Genomic DNA, 14,197 nt, shown 5'->3' on the forward strand with positions numbered 1-14,197 from the left:
GGAAATCTGCGCGAGACGTCAACCTCTGGACTCATAGACCAGGATGGCAACCTGAACCCGGTTCGTGCACCGCAGCTTGGCGAGGATGCGCGACACGTAGGCCTTCACCGTGGTGACGCTCATGTACAGCGTGGCGCTGATCTCCGCGTTCGACCGGCCCTCACCGATGGCGTCGGCGACCTCGCGCTCGCGGTCGGTCAGCCGTGCCAACGCCGCACGGGCACGGCTCGCCGGATCGTCGGCGGACGACCGGCCGGCGTCCGCGCCGGTACGCACCACGTGGTCGATCAGTCGGCCGATGACCGGCGGGGACAGCATCGACTCCCCGGCGGCGACTCGGCGAACCGACTCGATGATCTCCAATGGTGGAGTGTCCTTCAGGAGGAATCCGACGGCACCGGCCCGAAGTGCCCGAAGAATATGCTCGTCGGTATCGAAGGTGGTGAGCACGACGACGGCGGCAGGGCTGCCGGATGCCCGCAGCGCCTCGGCTGCCGACAGGCCATCCATCCCCGCCATCCGGATGTCCATCAACACCAGGTCGGGTGCGAGTCTTTCCACCACCTCGATCGCCTGGGCACCATCGCTCGCCTCGCCGACCACCTCGATGTCAGCGCTGGCCCTGAGTACCAATGACAAACCCATTCGCACAAGCGGGTCGTCGTCCACGATCAGCACCCGGATCACGTCTGCCACGGCAGCCAGACTTCCAGACGGAACGACAGCCGTCCCGCCGGGTCCTGCTGGATGCCGTGCCGCGATCGGCCGCCGGCGAGGCCCACCCGCTCGGCGAGCCCGACCAGACCGGTACCGGCGCCGGGAATGACAGTGGCTCCGCCGGTCAGCCGGTTGCACATCTCCACGTGCAACTCGTCCTTCGGGGTCCCGGCCAGACGCAGGTGCACCTCGATACCCGTTGCGTGCTTGCGCGCATTGGTCAGCCCTTCCTGCACCACCCGGTAGGCGGTGCGGCTCATCGACGCGGATATCGGCCGGTCCGGCCGTTCGTCGGTGACGGCGATCTCGGCGCCGGCTTCCCGACACTCCGCGACCAGGGCGTCGAGGTCACCCAGGTCCGGCTGAGGACGCAGGCCCACGGGGCCGCCGTCGACGGCCAGGCCACCACCCCGAAGCACACCCAGGATCTCCCGCAGGTCGTCGAGGGCCTCGTGCGCGGTGAACCGGATCGTCCCGGCCAGCTTCGACACGTCGGCCGCGGGCAGGTCGGCACGGATCTCCAACGCTCCCGCGTGCAGGCTCACCAGCGAGATCCGATGCGCGAGGACGTCGTGCATCTCGCGAGCGATGCGAGCACGTTCGACTGCTTTGATCTGCTCGGTGCGCAGCTCAGCCTGGGCCTTGGCCCGCTGTGCCCGGTCCCGCACCGCCGCTGCGGCGTCGCGCCGCCCCCGAACGACGGTGCCCAGCATTGCCGCCATCACCAGCAGGAACGCGTTAACCGTGCTGGTGGTCAGCGCGGACTGGTGTGGGTCCGGCCGGACCAGCAGGTACGGAATGTGCGCCACGAGATAGGTCGCCATGAACGCCGCGGTGACCGGCCACCGGCGGTACTCGGCGAGCGTGAACACGGTGATCAGAAGCGCGCCGCCGACCATGTCGGTGAGCATCACCAGCGGGGCAAGCGCGAGAGCCACCCTGACCGGGTAACGCCGCCGCCACCAAAGCATGATCGACCCGATGACACCTGGCACGAGCGCCCAGAACAATGCCCGTCCGGTGATCTGACCGGTTCCCTCGGCCTCACCGGCGAGCGCTACCGCGATGACCAACGCGGCGCTGACGCAGCAGACATCGGCAACCACCTCGCGGGTCCCGCGCCGCCGCGACTCGACGCTCACGAGTGCCCGGCCGTGGCGACCAGCGGCACCGGGTGCCCCCGTGCGGGCCGCGGGGCGGCCGGATGGGTCCCGCTCATGAGCGCAGACTACCGACCGGGCGACGGCTGGGGCAGCCGACCAAAGTCGAGGACCATCGGACCGGGATCGGGTACTTTCGCCAGCCTAGGCAGGACCTCCTTGAGGGCAGGATTGGATCGTCCGGCGTGCATCGGCACGCCCCCAGATCGCCGAACCCGGAGCAGCCATGACCGACACCACGGCGCGAACCGCGCAGCCGGTCCCCCCCGAAAATGGCGGTCGGACGGCCGCGGTCCGTGCCGATGGCGTCACCAAGAAGTACGGGCTGGGCGAGAACGCCGTAGTCGCGCTGGACGACGTGACCATCGGCCTCCCCCGGGGGGAATTCACCGCGATCATGGGACCGTCCGGCTCCGGCAAGTCGACGCTGATGCACTGCCTGGCCGGACTGGACACGGTCAGCGCCGGACGGGTGTTCGTCGGCGACGACGAGCTGACCGAGATGAACGACAAGCAGCTCACCAGGCTGCGGCGGGACCGGATCGGCTTCATCTTCCAGGCGTTCAACCTGGTTCCCACGTTGTCGGCGCTGGAGAACATCCTCCTGCCGATGAGCGTTGCCGGTCGGCAGCCGGACGCGGAGTGGCTGGACACCGTCGTCGACACGACCGGCTTGCGCAACCGACTCGACCACCGGCCCAGTCAGCTCTCCGGCGGCCAGCAACAGCGGGTGGCGTGTGCGCGCTCTCTGGTCGGCCGGCCGGACGTCATCTTCGCCGACGAACCGACCGGCAACCTGGACTCCCGCTCCGGCGGTGAGGTGCTCGAACTCCTGCGTGAATCGGTGCGCGGCAGTGGGCAGACGATCGTGATGGTCACCCACGACCCGGTCGCGGCCGGGTACACCGACCACGTGGTGTTCCTCGCCGACGGGCGACTGATCGACCGCCTGCGGGAGCCGACCCCGGCGACCGTGCTGGAACGGATGAAGGATCTGGACACCCGAGTGGCAGCGGCCGTGAAGGGGCCTCGCGCATGATCGCCAAGCTGGCGGTGCGTAACCTGCTCGCCCACCGGGCCCGGTTCCTGCTCACCGCGATGGCCGTGACGCTCGGGGTCGCGTTCGTGGCCGGAACGATGATCTTTCGGGACACCGCGAGTCAGAGCTTCGGGCCGCTCTTCGAGAAACGGGCACAGGCCGAGACGGTGACCGTTCGCGGTGTGGAGACTGTCTCCGGTGCTGGCGCCCCGCCGTCGACCGTGCCCTCCGGCCTGCTCACCACTCTCAACGAGAAGGTCACCGACGCCGAGGTGTACGGGCAGATCGAGGGCTACTCCGCACTGGTGCGCGACAACGGCTCGATCATCGGTGAGGACGTCAACGCCAACCTTGGCGGGGCGTTCACGCCCCGACCCGGCGTCACCCTGACCCTGCTCAGTGGCCGGGAACCGACAGGTGCGGACGAGATAGTGGTGGAGACCAGGACCGCGACCGAAGGCCAGGTCAAGGTCGGCGACTCGTACACCGTGGTCGCCCAGCGCGACACCCGCAGGATGAAGGTCGTCGGCATCTTCGAGCTCCAGGACGAAGACGTCGGCCGGGTCGTGACGTACGTCGGGTACTCCCCGGCGGCCGCCCACGACCTGCTCACCGGGCCAGGCAACTACTCCGCGATCCTCCTCAAACCGCGTCAGGGCGTCTCCCAAGAGGAGGTCCTCGGGCAGGTCCGGCCGCTGCTGTCGCAGCAGTACGAGGCGACGACACCGGCCGAACAGGCCGAGCAGTTCGAGGCGGAGCTCAAGGACCTCTTCGCACTGCTGAGCCGCTTCCTGCTGGCCTTCGCCGGCGTCTCAGTGGTGGTGGGCTCATTTATCATCTTCAACACATTCACCATGCTGATCGCGCAGCGCACCCGGGAGCTCGCGCTGCTGCGCGCACTGGGGGCCGGGCGCGCCCAGGTGACCAGGGCCGTCCTCGCCGAAGGGCTGGGTGTCGGCATACTCGGCGCCACCCTGGGCCTGATCGCCGGGGTGGGGGTGTCGTTCCTGCTGCGGCTGCTGTTCACCCAGTTCGCGGGCACCCAACTGCCGATCCGCGCGCCGGTCATCGCATCGGCGACGGTGTTCTGGTCGTACCTCGTGGGCGTGCTGGTAACGGTGGTGGCGGCGTACGTGCCGGCCCGGCGCGCGTCGCGAATCCCCCCGATGGCGGCGCTTCGTGACGACGTCGTGGAGGCGCGTCGAGCCCGGTTGGTCCGACTGATCCTCGGGCTTACGGTGGCGCTGTTGGGCGGCGCGGGACTGGCCGGCGGGGTCGGGGACCGCGGTGCTGACGGCGCCGCGCTGGTGGTGATCAGCGGGGTGATCCTGCTGCTGGCCGCCGCGATGGTCAGTCCCTACCTGGGTCGTCCGGTGATTCGCGTGCTCGGCTGGCCGATCGCGAGGCTGACCGGTGCGGTGGGCCGGATGAGTCGGGAGAACGCCCGCCGGGAGCCTCGCCGCTCGGCGGCGACGGCTTCCGCGCTGATGGTTGGACTGGCCCTGGTGTCGGTGGCGACGGTGCTGGCCAGCTCGCTGAGTGCGTCCGCCGAGGCGGACGTCGACCGGCAGTTCGGCGCGGACTACACAATCGAGCCGCGCGGGCTGACCGGGTTCAAGCGCGAGGTTGTCGACCGGGTGGCTGCCGTGCCGGGCGTCCACAGTGTCACGCCGTTACAGATCGGATCGCTGGAGATCGGCCGTGAGGAGATGGCCGCTGTGGTCGCCGACGCCCAGGCCCTGTCGGTGCCGGCCAACCTGACGATACTGGAGGGCTCCGCGACGTTGGGAACCGACGACATCCTGGCGCAGCGCACGCTCGCCGAGTCGAAGGGCTGGCAGGTGGGCAGCACGGTGGCCGGGAAGTACCCGGATGGCAAGGCGGCCACCTTCCGGGTTGGCGGGATCTTCGCCGACAACAGGATGGTGGGTCGCTCGATCATGATCCATCCGGACGGCTACACCAGCCACACGCCTACCACGCTGATCCAGAAGGCATTCATCGACATCGACGATGCTCGGGCCGCGACGGCGCTCGCCGGTGTGCGGGACACGCTCCGGGCGTATCCGAACGTCGACCTCCAGGACCGGGAGGATGCCAAAGCCGCGGCCCGTCAGGGTATCGATCAGATCCTTACCATTGTGGTGGTGCTGCTCGTTCTCTCGATCGCGATCGCGACCCTGGGAATCGTGAACACCCTCGGCCTGTCGGTCATCGAACGGACTCGGGAGATCGGTCTACTGCGCGCGGTCGGGATGGCGCGGTCGCAGGTCGCTGCCATGATCACCTACGAAGCAGTAATGATTGCGTTGTTCGGTGCGGTCCTCGGAGTGGGGCTCGGCACGGCCGTCGGATGGGCACTCCAGCGGGCGATGGCCGACGAAGTAGGCACACTGCATATTCCCCTGGATCGCCTGGGTCTCTATCTGCTGGCAGCGATCGCCATTGCGGTCGTCGCCGCGACGTGGCCCGCCCGCCGAGCATCCAAGATGAACATTCTCCGAGCAATTCACCATAGTTAGGCGAGACAGAGCCCGTGCGGTACCCGCAGGTGTATCGCACGGGTCCGTGCCGCAAGCCGGTCTGGCCGGGCTGCGACGACCCTGAACTGTGGCGGGTTGGTGCGCGCCACCGGGATCATCCGGCGACCGCGGTCGCCATCCGGCGTACCGCCTCGGTGATCAGCTCCGGTGCGGTGGCCAGGTTCAGCCGGACGTGCCCGTCGCCGCCGCTGCCGAAGGCCGGACCCGAGTTGAGCGCCACCCGGCCACGGTCGAGGAACACGGCGGCGGGATCGTCGCCGAGGCCGAGGGCGCGGCAGTCCAGCCAGGCGAGGTACGTGGCCTGCCCGGGTCGGTAACGGATGGCCGGCAGGTGCTCGCTGAGCAGCGCGGCGAGAAGCCGGCGGTTGTCGTCCAGGCCGGTCAGCAGGGCGTCGAGCCACTCGCCGCCGTCGCGGAAGGCGGCGGTGTGCGCGATCACGCCGAGGTGGCTGGTGCTGACGCTGGCATCGAACGGGACGCGGACGAGATCGGTGGCCGCGGCCGGGCCGGCGATGAGCAGCGCACCGCGCAGGCCGGCCAGGTTCCATCCCTTGGAGGCCGACATGAGCGACAGGCCGTTCTCCGCGCCGGGCACCGAGAGGTACGGCACGAACCGCGCTCCCCCACCCACCACGGGAGCGTGGATCTCGTCGGCGACCACCCGCACCCCGTGTCGCTCGGCCAGGCTGGCGACGGCGGCCATCTCGTCGGCGGTGTGCAGGACGCCGGTCGGGTTGTGCGGGCTGCACAGCAGGTACGCGGCCGGTCGCCCACCGGCCCGGGCCTGGCGGAACGCGTCCTCCAGCGTGCCGAGGTCGAGCCGCAGGTCCGCGCCGAGCGGCGCCTCCACGATCCGACGGTCGGCGTGCGCCACGAACTCGTAGAACGGCGGGTAGACCGGGCAGTTGACGACCACGGCGTCGCCCGGCCCGGTGACCAGCCGCAGCGCCTCCACGACACCGTGCATCACGTCGGGCACCAGCGCGGTGCGCTCCACCGCCAGCCCGTCCCACCCCCACCGCCGTCGGGCGAACTCCGCCAGCGCCTGCGGGTACGCCGTCCCGGCGGTGTAGCCGGTGTCGCCGCGCGCGACCGCGTCGGTGATCGCCGCCGCGACCGGCTCGGCCAGTGGCACGTCCATCTCCGCGACCCAGAGCGGCAGCACGTCGTCGGGGTACTCCCGCCACTTGAGGCTCGTCCGTTCGCGGAGCTGATCGATCGTGAGCTGGCGAAGGGGGTTCATCGAGTCTCGGGTACCGCTCAGCACGCCGCTCATCGCCGAAGCCTATTCCGCTCCCCGCGTGCCGGCGGGCCGCGGACCCTCCTGGTAGGGCGGAGCGACCCCCCAGCCCCAGCGTGGTACCGGTGCCTGCCGGATCGGGTCCGCGCCCGGTTGGGAGTTGCGTACCGCCAACCGGGTTCCCCATTCGAGGTAGCCCGTGAAGGCGGCGCGGAACTCCGGGTCGTCGGGCAGGCCGACCTCGTCGGCGGCGTCCATCATGAGGTTGACCCACCGCCGACGCTGCGCCTCGCTGATCGCCCGGCCCAGGTGCTGGCCGAGCATGTGGCGGTAGCCGCCGCGCTCGGCGGTGTAGGTGGCCGGGCCGCCGAAGACCTCGGCCAGCCACATCGCCACATGGTGGGCGTGCGCCGGATCCATGCGCGCGAAGATCGGTGCGAGCAGGTCGTCGGAGCGGACCAGGCGGTAGAAGGCAGCGCAGAGCCGCCCGAACGCGTCGACACCACCGGCCCACTCGTACAGGCTCGGCGGTGCGGCGCCACCAGACCCGGAAATCCCGGTCGGGCGGTAGTGCCGCATCTCCTCGATGTCCTCGACGTACGGCCTGATCGCGGCGAAGAACCGCCCGAACACCGGGCCACCCCGAAACCCCCTGAGGTGCTCGTCCACCGACGTCCAGCGGATGCGCAGCACGTAGGTGGCGGGGTCGTCCAGGCAGCGGCTCAACTCGTAGTCCACGCACTGCGGCGCGGCGCGGAGCGCGTCCGCGGCCCGCTCGTACGCCGCCTCGAAGCCGTCCAGCCGCTCCTGCGGCACGCGGTACCTGATGTACTCGATGACCATGGGCACAGCCCAACACCCGCAGCGACGGCGATCAAGTACGCACCATCTGGTGCGTGCCCCGAGGGAGGCCACGATGCCCAAGCGTTACCACTGCCCGGTGGAGTTCGCCGTCGACGTCATCGGCGGCAAGTGGCGGCCGGTGATCCTGGCCCACCTCAAGGAGGGCGTACACCGCTACGGCGAGCTGCGCCGCCGGATGCCGGGGGTCAGCGAGAAGATGCTGACCCAGCGTCTGCGCGAGTTGGAGGCCGACGGGCTCATCCTGCGGCACGACCGCGAGACCAACCCGCCGCACGTCGAGTACCGGCTCACCGAGGAAGGACTCAGCCTCGCCCCGGTGTTGCAGGCCCTCTACGACTGGGGCACCGCACGGGCCGCCCGCACCGGCACCGCCATCGACGAACCCGCTGCCGGTGCCGTCAGTCGCTGAGACCGAGGTGCAGCAGCCACACCCGGTCGTCGCGGCGGACGACGAGGTCGACGTAGACACCTTCGTACCACTGTCTGGTGTCGACGGTCAGCTCCCAGGACTGCACGGAGCCCGGCCAGAGTCGCCGCAACAGCGCCACGACCCAGCCGGCGACCGCCTCGGCCAACTGCCGGGCCGGCATCTTCTCGGCCCACGCGTACGCCGGCTCCCCGGGGAGGAACAGTCCGGGTAGCGCCGCGTCGACAAGCGCGGGCCAGGAGCTGACCGGCGCCAGCCGGGATACCGCGCAGTCCTTCGGCAACAGCGCGTTCACCCCGGTGGTCAGGTCGCCCAGCAGCGGTCCGCTGGTGAGGGTGAACGTGCAGACGTGGTTGATCCCGACCAGCAGATCCTCCAGAAACCGCAACGCGCGGTCGACCATCTCCGGGATCTCGTCCGCTGTCGCGTCCCTCGCCGCCTGGAGCGCGGTCCAGTCGAATGCCGTCACGTCGGCCAAGGTTAGTGAATCCGACACCGGTCCTCGATCCGAAGTGGCCGAGCCTTCGCACGTGCCACGGTTCCGCCCGTCGGAGCGGGTACTCGCGCGGCGTCGTCAGCTGAGAGCCTGACCGGGATGGTGCAACCCACGGGGAGGGTCAATGGCACGGCACGCGGTCCGGGCGGCGCGGATGTTCGATGGTGAGCGGCTCGTGGACGGAGGGGTGCTCGTCCTGCTGGACGACGGCTACGTCGTCGACGTGCACCGGGGTTGGGCCGAGGCGCCGGAAGGCTGGCCGGTGCGTGAGGAGCCGGACGCCACGGTGCTGCCCGGCCTGATCGACGCGCACGTGCACCTGTGCGCCGACGCCGGGCCCGACGCGCTCGGCCGGCTCGCCGAGCGTCCCGAGCCGGACCTCGACGGGGTCGTCGAGGCATCCCTGCGTGCGCACCTGGCGGCGGGCGTCACCACCGTCCGCGACCTGGGTGACCGCCGGGACGCCGTGCTGCGCTGGCGGGACCGGGAGGGACGCGACGACCTGCCGACGGTGGTGGGGTCGGGCGCGCCCGTCACCAGCGTCGGCGGACACTGCTGGTCACTGGGAGGCGAAGCGAGCGGCGTCGACGGGATCCGCGAGGCCGTGCGCCTGCGGGCGGAGGCCGGCGCCGACCTGGTGAAGGTCATGGCCAGCGGCGGGGTGTTCACTCCCGGCACCGACACGACCCGGCCGCAGTTCAGCGACCAGGAGCTGACCGCCGCGCTGACCCAGGCACACGATCTCGGCCTGCCGGTGACCGCGCACGCCCACGCGCTCGGCGCGGTCGAGCAGGCGGTGCGCGTCGGCGTCGACGGCATCGAGCACTGCACGTGCGTCACCACGACCGGCGCCCACGTCCCCGACGAGCTCGCGGACCGCCTGGCCGCGTCCGGCGTGGCGGTCTGCGCCACGCTCGGCACGGACCCGGCCGTGGTGACACCGCCGGAGGTGGTGGCGATGGCGGCGCGCGCCGGGCTCAGCGAGGCCATACTGCGCGACGGCGTCGCCACCCTGCATCGGGCCGGGGTCCGCCTGGTGGCCGGCTCGGACGCGGGTCTCGGCCCCGCCAAGCCGCACGGGATCCTCCCGGAGACGCTCATCGAGTACGTCGGGTGCGGCATCCCCGCCGCCACCGCACTGACCGCGGCCACCTCGGTCGGCGCCGAGGTGTGTGGCCTGGGGCGGCGCAAGGGCCGTATCCGCGTCGGATTCGAGGCTGATCTGCTGGTCGTGGACGGCGATCCGACGGACGACATCACCGTGCTGCGCCGCCCGCTGGCCGTGTACCGCGCCGGCGTTCCGCTGGGCGGCTGAGCGAATCCGTCGATGGGTTGGCGTCGCAGCCGTCGTGTCCCAGCGCGTGAAATCCTAGTTGACACATAGGAATTGTGGGTTAGCGTCGTATCCATGACCAGCCAGCACACCCTGCTTCGGGGCACCGCCATCGCGGTGTCGCGGGGATGCTGCCGTGGCTGGACCGCCGCCTGCGGCTGCTGCCGCTGAGCGAGCGTTACCCGCTTCTTCCATCCGCGGCGCCGCCGGCTCGACGACGACCGGCAGCCGTTCCCTCCACCCGATCAACGGATGCGCGCCGAGCCGGTCACCTGGCTTCTGTCGCGTCACCCAGCGCTGCCCGCTGGTGGCCACGCGATCGTGCTCGCCGAGCCGCTGATCGGCAGTCCCGGCGACGACGCCGCCCCTCGAGCACGTGGGGTGCTGCCCCCGTCCCGCAACCAGCCACGAAGGAGTCGTACGTGAGATCACCATCCCTCCTGGATCGACGGGCGTTCCTGTCCGCCACCCTCGGCGCGGTCACGCTGGGCCTGACCGCCTGCGCCGGCGACGAGACACCCGCCGTGGCCCTGGCCGCCGGCGAGCCACTGCCGGAGGTCGTGCCGAAGGGCACCAAGCTCGTCATCGGGGACAAGGAGCACCAGAAGGCGATCGAGTTCTCCGGGGAGGCGGAGAAGCTGTCCTTCACCGTGGAGTGGGCGAACATCAGCGGCGGCCCCCAGACCCTGGAGGCGTTCCGCGCGAAGGCGGTGGACCTCGGCTCGGTGGCGGACATCCCCCCGATCCACTCGCACTGGACCGGCATCCCCACGAAGATCGTCGCCTCGAAGTACCGCCAGGACCCGCTCAACCACGCCATCTACCGCCTCGGCATCGCACCCGGCGTCACGGTCGCCACCCTCGCTGACCTCCGTGGGAAGAAGATCGCGTACAGCCCGGGGCAGGCACAGGGAGCGCTGGTGCTGCGGGTACTCCACAAGGCCGGCCTCAGCAAGAAGGACGTCAAGCTGGTCGAGCTGCCGAGCACGGGCGACGTCTACGGGACAGCGCTCGCCAGCCGCCAGGTCGAGGTGGCCCCGATCGGCGGCGTGCAGATCAAACGCTACGAAAGCAAGTACGGCCGGGACGGCGCGACCGCGATCTCGCACGGACTGCGCGACGACCCCGGACACCTGTACGCGCCGGTCACCGTGCTCGGCGACCCGGCCAAGGCGGCGGCGATCCGCGAGTACGTGCAGGCGTGGGCGCGGGCCTGGCGGTGGCGCGAGGCCAACCCGGACGAGTGGATCGAGCGGTACTACGTCAAGGACCAGGGCCTGACCACCGACGACGGCAGGTGGCTGGTCGAGAACGGCGGCGTGGCCGACATCCCGTCCAGCTGGACGGAGGCCATCGGCCGGCACCAGGAAACCATCGATCTGCTGGCCAAGGAGACGGGCAACAAGCCCCTCCGGGCCGAGGACCTGTACGACCGACGGTACGAAGCCGTGGGCGCGCAGGCACTGACCGTGGGAGGTGCCAAGTGACAGTCCTGACACTGATCCGGCCTCGGCCGCCCGCCACCGTCGCCGCCCGGCGCCCGCGGCGTCGGCTGAAGCCGGGTCGCCCCATCCCGTACGGGGCGGCGATCGGTCCGTTCCTGCTCCTGGCGGTGTGGGCGGCCGGTTCGGCAGGCGGGTGGATCGATCCCCGTACCCTCTCGGCGCCCTGGACCGTGGTGACGACGGCGGGTGACCTCATCGCCGACGGGCGTCTTCAGGACAACCTGGTCGTCTCGGCGCAGCGCGCCGGCCTGGGCCTCGCCCTCGGCACCGTCATCGGCACCGTGCTGGCGGTGCTCGCGGGCCTGAGCCGGTGGGGTGAGGCCATCCTCGACGGCCCGATCCAGATCAAGCGGGCCATCCCGGCCCTCGCGCTGATCCCGCTGCTCGTCCTCTGGTTCGGCATCGGCGAGCAGATGAAGGTCATCACCATCACGCTCGGCGTGTTCGTCCCCGTCTACATACATACCCACAACGGGCTGCGCACCATCGACAGCCGGTACGTCGAGCTGGGCGAGTCGCTGCGACTGCGGCGGACCGCCTTCATCCGCCGGATCGTGCTGCCCGGAGCGCTGCCCGGCTTCCTGCTGGGCATGCGGTTCGCGGTCGTCGGGGCGTGGCTGTCCCTGGTGGTCGTCGAGCAGATCAACTCGACGAGCGGCATCGGCTACATGATGGAACTGGCCCGCGAGTACGGCCAGACCGACGTGATCATCGTCGGACTCGTGCTGTACGGACTGCTCGGGTTGCTGTCCGACGGTGCCGTCCGACTCGTGCAGAGGAGGGTCCTGTCGTGGCGACGCACCATGGCGGACTGACCGCCACCCGTACCGTCCGGGTCGAGGGGTTGATCCGCGGCTTCGGGGATCGGGCCGTCCTGGACGGGTTCGACCTGGAGATCGAAGAGGGCGAGTTCGTCGCGCTGCTGGGCCGCAGCGGCTCGGGCAAGAGCACCCTGCTGCGGGCGCTCGCCGGCCTGGACGGCGACGCCACCGGCACGGGCCTGGTCGACGTACCGGAGAACTCCTCGGTCGTCTTCCAGGACGCCCGGCTGCTGCCCTGGCAGCGGGTGCTGGACAACGTCGTGCTCGGCCTGCGCGGGCCGGACGCCCACCAGCGCGGCCAGGCGGCACTGGCCGAGGTCGGCCTGGCGGGGCGGGAGCGGGCCTGGCCGAACGAGCTTTCCGGTGGCGAGCAGCAGCGGGTGGCCCTGGCCCGGGCGCTGGTGTCCGAGCCGAACCTGCTGCTCGCCGACGAGCCGTTCGGTGCGCTGGACGCGCTGACCCGCCTACGCATGCACGGACTGCTGCGTGAGTTGTGCGCCCGGCACCGGCCCACGGTCCTGCTCGTCACCCACGACGTGGACGAGGCGATCACGCTGGCCGACCGGGTGCTGCTGCTCGACGCCGGCCGGATCGCCGTCGACCTCGCCATCGACCTGCCGGCGCCCCGCTCCTACCGGCAACCGCAATTCCTCGCGTACCGCGAGACCCTGCTCCGCGCACTCGGCGTCGACCCGACGGAGGGATGACCATGCTGCACCTCAACGCGTTCCTGATGGGCGTCGGCCACCACGAGGCCGCCTGGCGGCTGCCGGAGAGCGACCCGTTCGCGCAGACCGACGTCGAACACTTCACCCGCCTGGCGCGCATCGCCGAGCGCGGCAAACTCGACTCGCTCTTCCTCGCCGACAGCCCGGTGCTCTGGAACAGCATCGGCCGGCGGCCGGCGGGCACGCTCGAACCGACCGTGCTGCTCACCGCGCTGGCCGGCGCGACCCGCCACATCGGGCTGATCGCGACCGCCTCGACGACGTACAACGAGCCGTTCAACCTGGCCCGCCGGTTCGCGTCGCTGGACCACATCAGCGGCGGCCGCGCGGGGTGGAACGTCGTCACCACCGCCGGCGTGGATGCCGCCCGCAACTTCAACCTGGACGAGCTGCCCGCCCACCGGGACCGGTACGAGCGAGCCGCCGAGTTCCTGGAGGTCTCGCTGAAACTCTGGGACAGCTGGGACGACGACGCCCCACTCGGCGACAAGGACGCCGGCCGGTGGGGCGACGACGACCTGCTCTACCCGCCCCGCCACGTCGGACGGCACTTCCGGGTGGCCGGCCCGCTCAACGTGCCCCGCTCACCGCAGGGCTACCCGCTGCTGGTGCAGGCCGGGTCGTCCGAGGACGGCAAGGAGTTGGCCGCCCGGTATGCCGAGGCCGTCTTCACCGCCCAGCAGACACTCGCTGAGGCGCAGGAGTTCTACCGCGACCTCAAGCGACGTGCCGCGCAGGTCGGCCGCGACCCGGACAGCGTCAAGATCCTGCCCGGCATCGTGCCGGCGGTCGCCCCCACCGAGGCAGAGGCCCGCGCGCTGGAGGAGGAGCTGGATCGGCTGATCAGACCCGAGTACGCGAGAGCCCAGCTCGCCACCACGCTGCGGGTCGCCCCGGAGGACCTCGACCTGGACAAGGAACTGCCCGCCGACCTGCCCAGCGAGGACGAGATCCAGGGTGCCAAGAGCAGGTACACGCTCATCGTCACCCTGGCCCGGCGGGAACGCCTGACCGTACGCCAGCTCATCGGCCGACTCGGCGGCGGACGCGGGCACCGCACCTTCGCCGGCACGCCGGAGCAGGTCGCCGACGCCATCGAGGAGTGGTACCGCAGCGGCGCCGCCGACGGCTTCAACATCATGCCGCCGGTGCTGCCGTCCGGGCTGGAGACGTTCGTCGACCACGTCGTGCCGATCCTCCAGCGCCGGGGCCTGTTCCGCACCGAGTACACCGGCACCACCCTGCGCGACCACTACGGGCTGCCCCGCCCGGTCAACCAGTCCGCACGGCGGCTCGCCGCCGCTTCCCACTGACCACCTGGAGA

14 protein-coding genes are annotated in these 14,197 nt (G+C 70.9%); 9 read left to right on the forward strand and 5 right to left on the reverse strand.

All coding sequences use genetic code 11. The features are described 5' to 3' along the window. Positions 1–18 precede the first annotated feature (18 nt). Entirely contained in the window at positions 19–696 is a 678-nt protein-coding gene (locus tag AB0C01_RS13015; protein ID WP_357571176.1) for a response regulator transcription factor, read from the reverse strand. Continuing rightward, on the reverse strand, positions 684–1,823 hold the full coding sequence (locus tag AB0C01_RS13020; protein WP_357571177.1) for a histidine kinase: 1,140 nt from the start codon (positions 1,821–1,823) through the stop codon (positions 684–686). Before AB0C01_RS13020 ends, AB0C01_RS13015 begins: the two co-directional genes overlap by 13 nt. Positions 1,824–2,103: 280 nt before the next feature. On the opposite strand from AB0C01_RS13020, the gene AB0C01_RS13025 reads away from it, so the two are divergent. Both AB0C01_RS13025 and AB0C01_RS13030 read left to right on the forward strand, forming a co-directional pair. Further along, entirely contained in the window at positions 2,104–2,916 is an 813-nt protein-coding gene (locus tag AB0C01_RS13025; protein ID WP_357571178.1) for an ABC transporter ATP-binding protein, read from the forward strand. Then, positions 2,913–5,438, forward strand: coding sequence for an FtsX-like permease family protein (locus AB0C01_RS13030; protein WP_357571179.1), 2,526 nt, complete (start codon positions 2,913–2,915; stop codon positions 5,436–5,438). The genes AB0C01_RS13025 and AB0C01_RS13030 overlap by 4 nt, the downstream gene beginning before the upstream one ends. A gap of 115 nt (positions 5,439–5,553) precedes the next feature. Here the strand turns inward: AB0C01_RS13030 and AB0C01_RS13035 are convergent, their stop codons facing one another. After that, positions 5,554–6,735: a MalY/PatB family protein gene (locus AB0C01_RS13035; protein WP_357571180.1), complete on the reverse strand. Its 1,182-nt coding sequence runs from the start codon at positions 6,733–6,735 to the stop codon at positions 5,554–5,556. Positions 6,736–6,744: 9 nt separating this feature from the next. Next, complete coding sequence (locus AB0C01_RS13040; protein ID WP_357571181.1) at positions 6,745–7,542, reverse strand: antibiotic biosynthesis monooxygenase; 798 nt, start codon at positions 7,540–7,542, stop codon at positions 6,745–6,747. Positions 7,543–7,615: 73 nt separating this feature from the next. Between AB0C01_RS13040 and AB0C01_RS13045 the strand changes: the two genes are divergently transcribed. Continuing rightward, positions 7,616–7,972, forward strand: a complete 357-nt coding sequence (locus AB0C01_RS13045) for a helix-turn-helix domain-containing protein (protein ID WP_357255431.1) — start codon at positions 7,616–7,618, stop codon at positions 7,970–7,972. On the opposite strand, the gene AB0C01_RS13050 is transcribed toward AB0C01_RS13045, so the two are convergent. Beyond that, the gene (locus tag AB0C01_RS13050; RefSeq protein ID WP_357571182.1) at positions 7,962–8,459 is read right to left on the reverse strand and encodes a hypothetical protein; all 498 of its coding nucleotides are present in this window, start codon (positions 8,457–8,459) and stop codon (positions 7,962–7,964) included. The genes AB0C01_RS13045 and AB0C01_RS13050 overlap by 11 nt on opposite strands. 151 nt (positions 8,460–8,610) lie before the next feature. Here AB0C01_RS13050 and AB0C01_RS13055 point away from each other — a divergent pair, with 151 nt between their 5' ends. From AB0C01_RS13055 to AB0C01_RS13080, 6 genes are all read left to right on the forward strand, one after another. Next, a complete protein-coding gene (locus AB0C01_RS13055; protein WP_357571183.1) occupies positions 8,611–9,801 on the forward strand; it encodes an amidohydrolase family protein in 1,191 nt (396 codons plus the stop codon). A 270-nt stretch (positions 9,802–10,071) separates the two neighbouring features. Further along, complete coding sequence (locus AB0C01_RS13060) at positions 10,072–10,245, forward strand: hypothetical protein (RefSeq protein ID WP_357255439.1); 174 nt, start codon at positions 10,072–10,074, stop codon at positions 10,243–10,245. After that, positions 10,242–11,306, forward strand: coding sequence for an ABC transporter substrate-binding protein (locus AB0C01_RS13065; RefSeq protein ID WP_357255441.1), 1,065 nt, complete (start codon positions 10,242–10,244; stop codon positions 11,304–11,306). Before AB0C01_RS13060 ends, AB0C01_RS13065 begins: the two co-directional genes overlap by 4 nt. Continuing rightward, positions 11,303–12,139 carry an ABC transporter permease gene (locus tag AB0C01_RS13070; RefSeq protein WP_357571184.1) on the forward strand — a complete coding sequence of 279 codons (837 nt, stop codon included), beginning with the start codon at positions 11,303–11,305 and terminating at the stop codon, positions 12,137–12,139. Before AB0C01_RS13065 ends, AB0C01_RS13070 begins: the two co-directional genes overlap by 4 nt. A 29-nt stretch (positions 12,140–12,168) precedes the next feature. Next, positions 12,169–12,852 (forward strand): ABC transporter ATP-binding protein, encoded by a 684-nt coding sequence (locus AB0C01_RS13075; protein ID WP_357255478.1) that lies wholly within the window; start codon positions 12,169–12,171, stop codon positions 12,850–12,852. Further along, positions 12,849–14,186, forward strand: coding sequence for an LLM class flavin-dependent oxidoreductase (locus AB0C01_RS13080; protein WP_357255447.1), 1,338 nt, complete (start codon positions 12,849–12,851; stop codon positions 14,184–14,186). The genes AB0C01_RS13075 and AB0C01_RS13080 overlap by 4 nt, the downstream gene beginning before the upstream one ends. The last annotated feature ends 11 nt before the right edge of the window (positions 14,187–14,197 follow it).

The organism is Micromonospora sp. NPDC048905, assembly GCF_040649655.1.
GTDB lineage: Bacteria > Actinomycetota > Actinomycetes > Mycobacteriales > Micromonosporaceae > Micromonospora.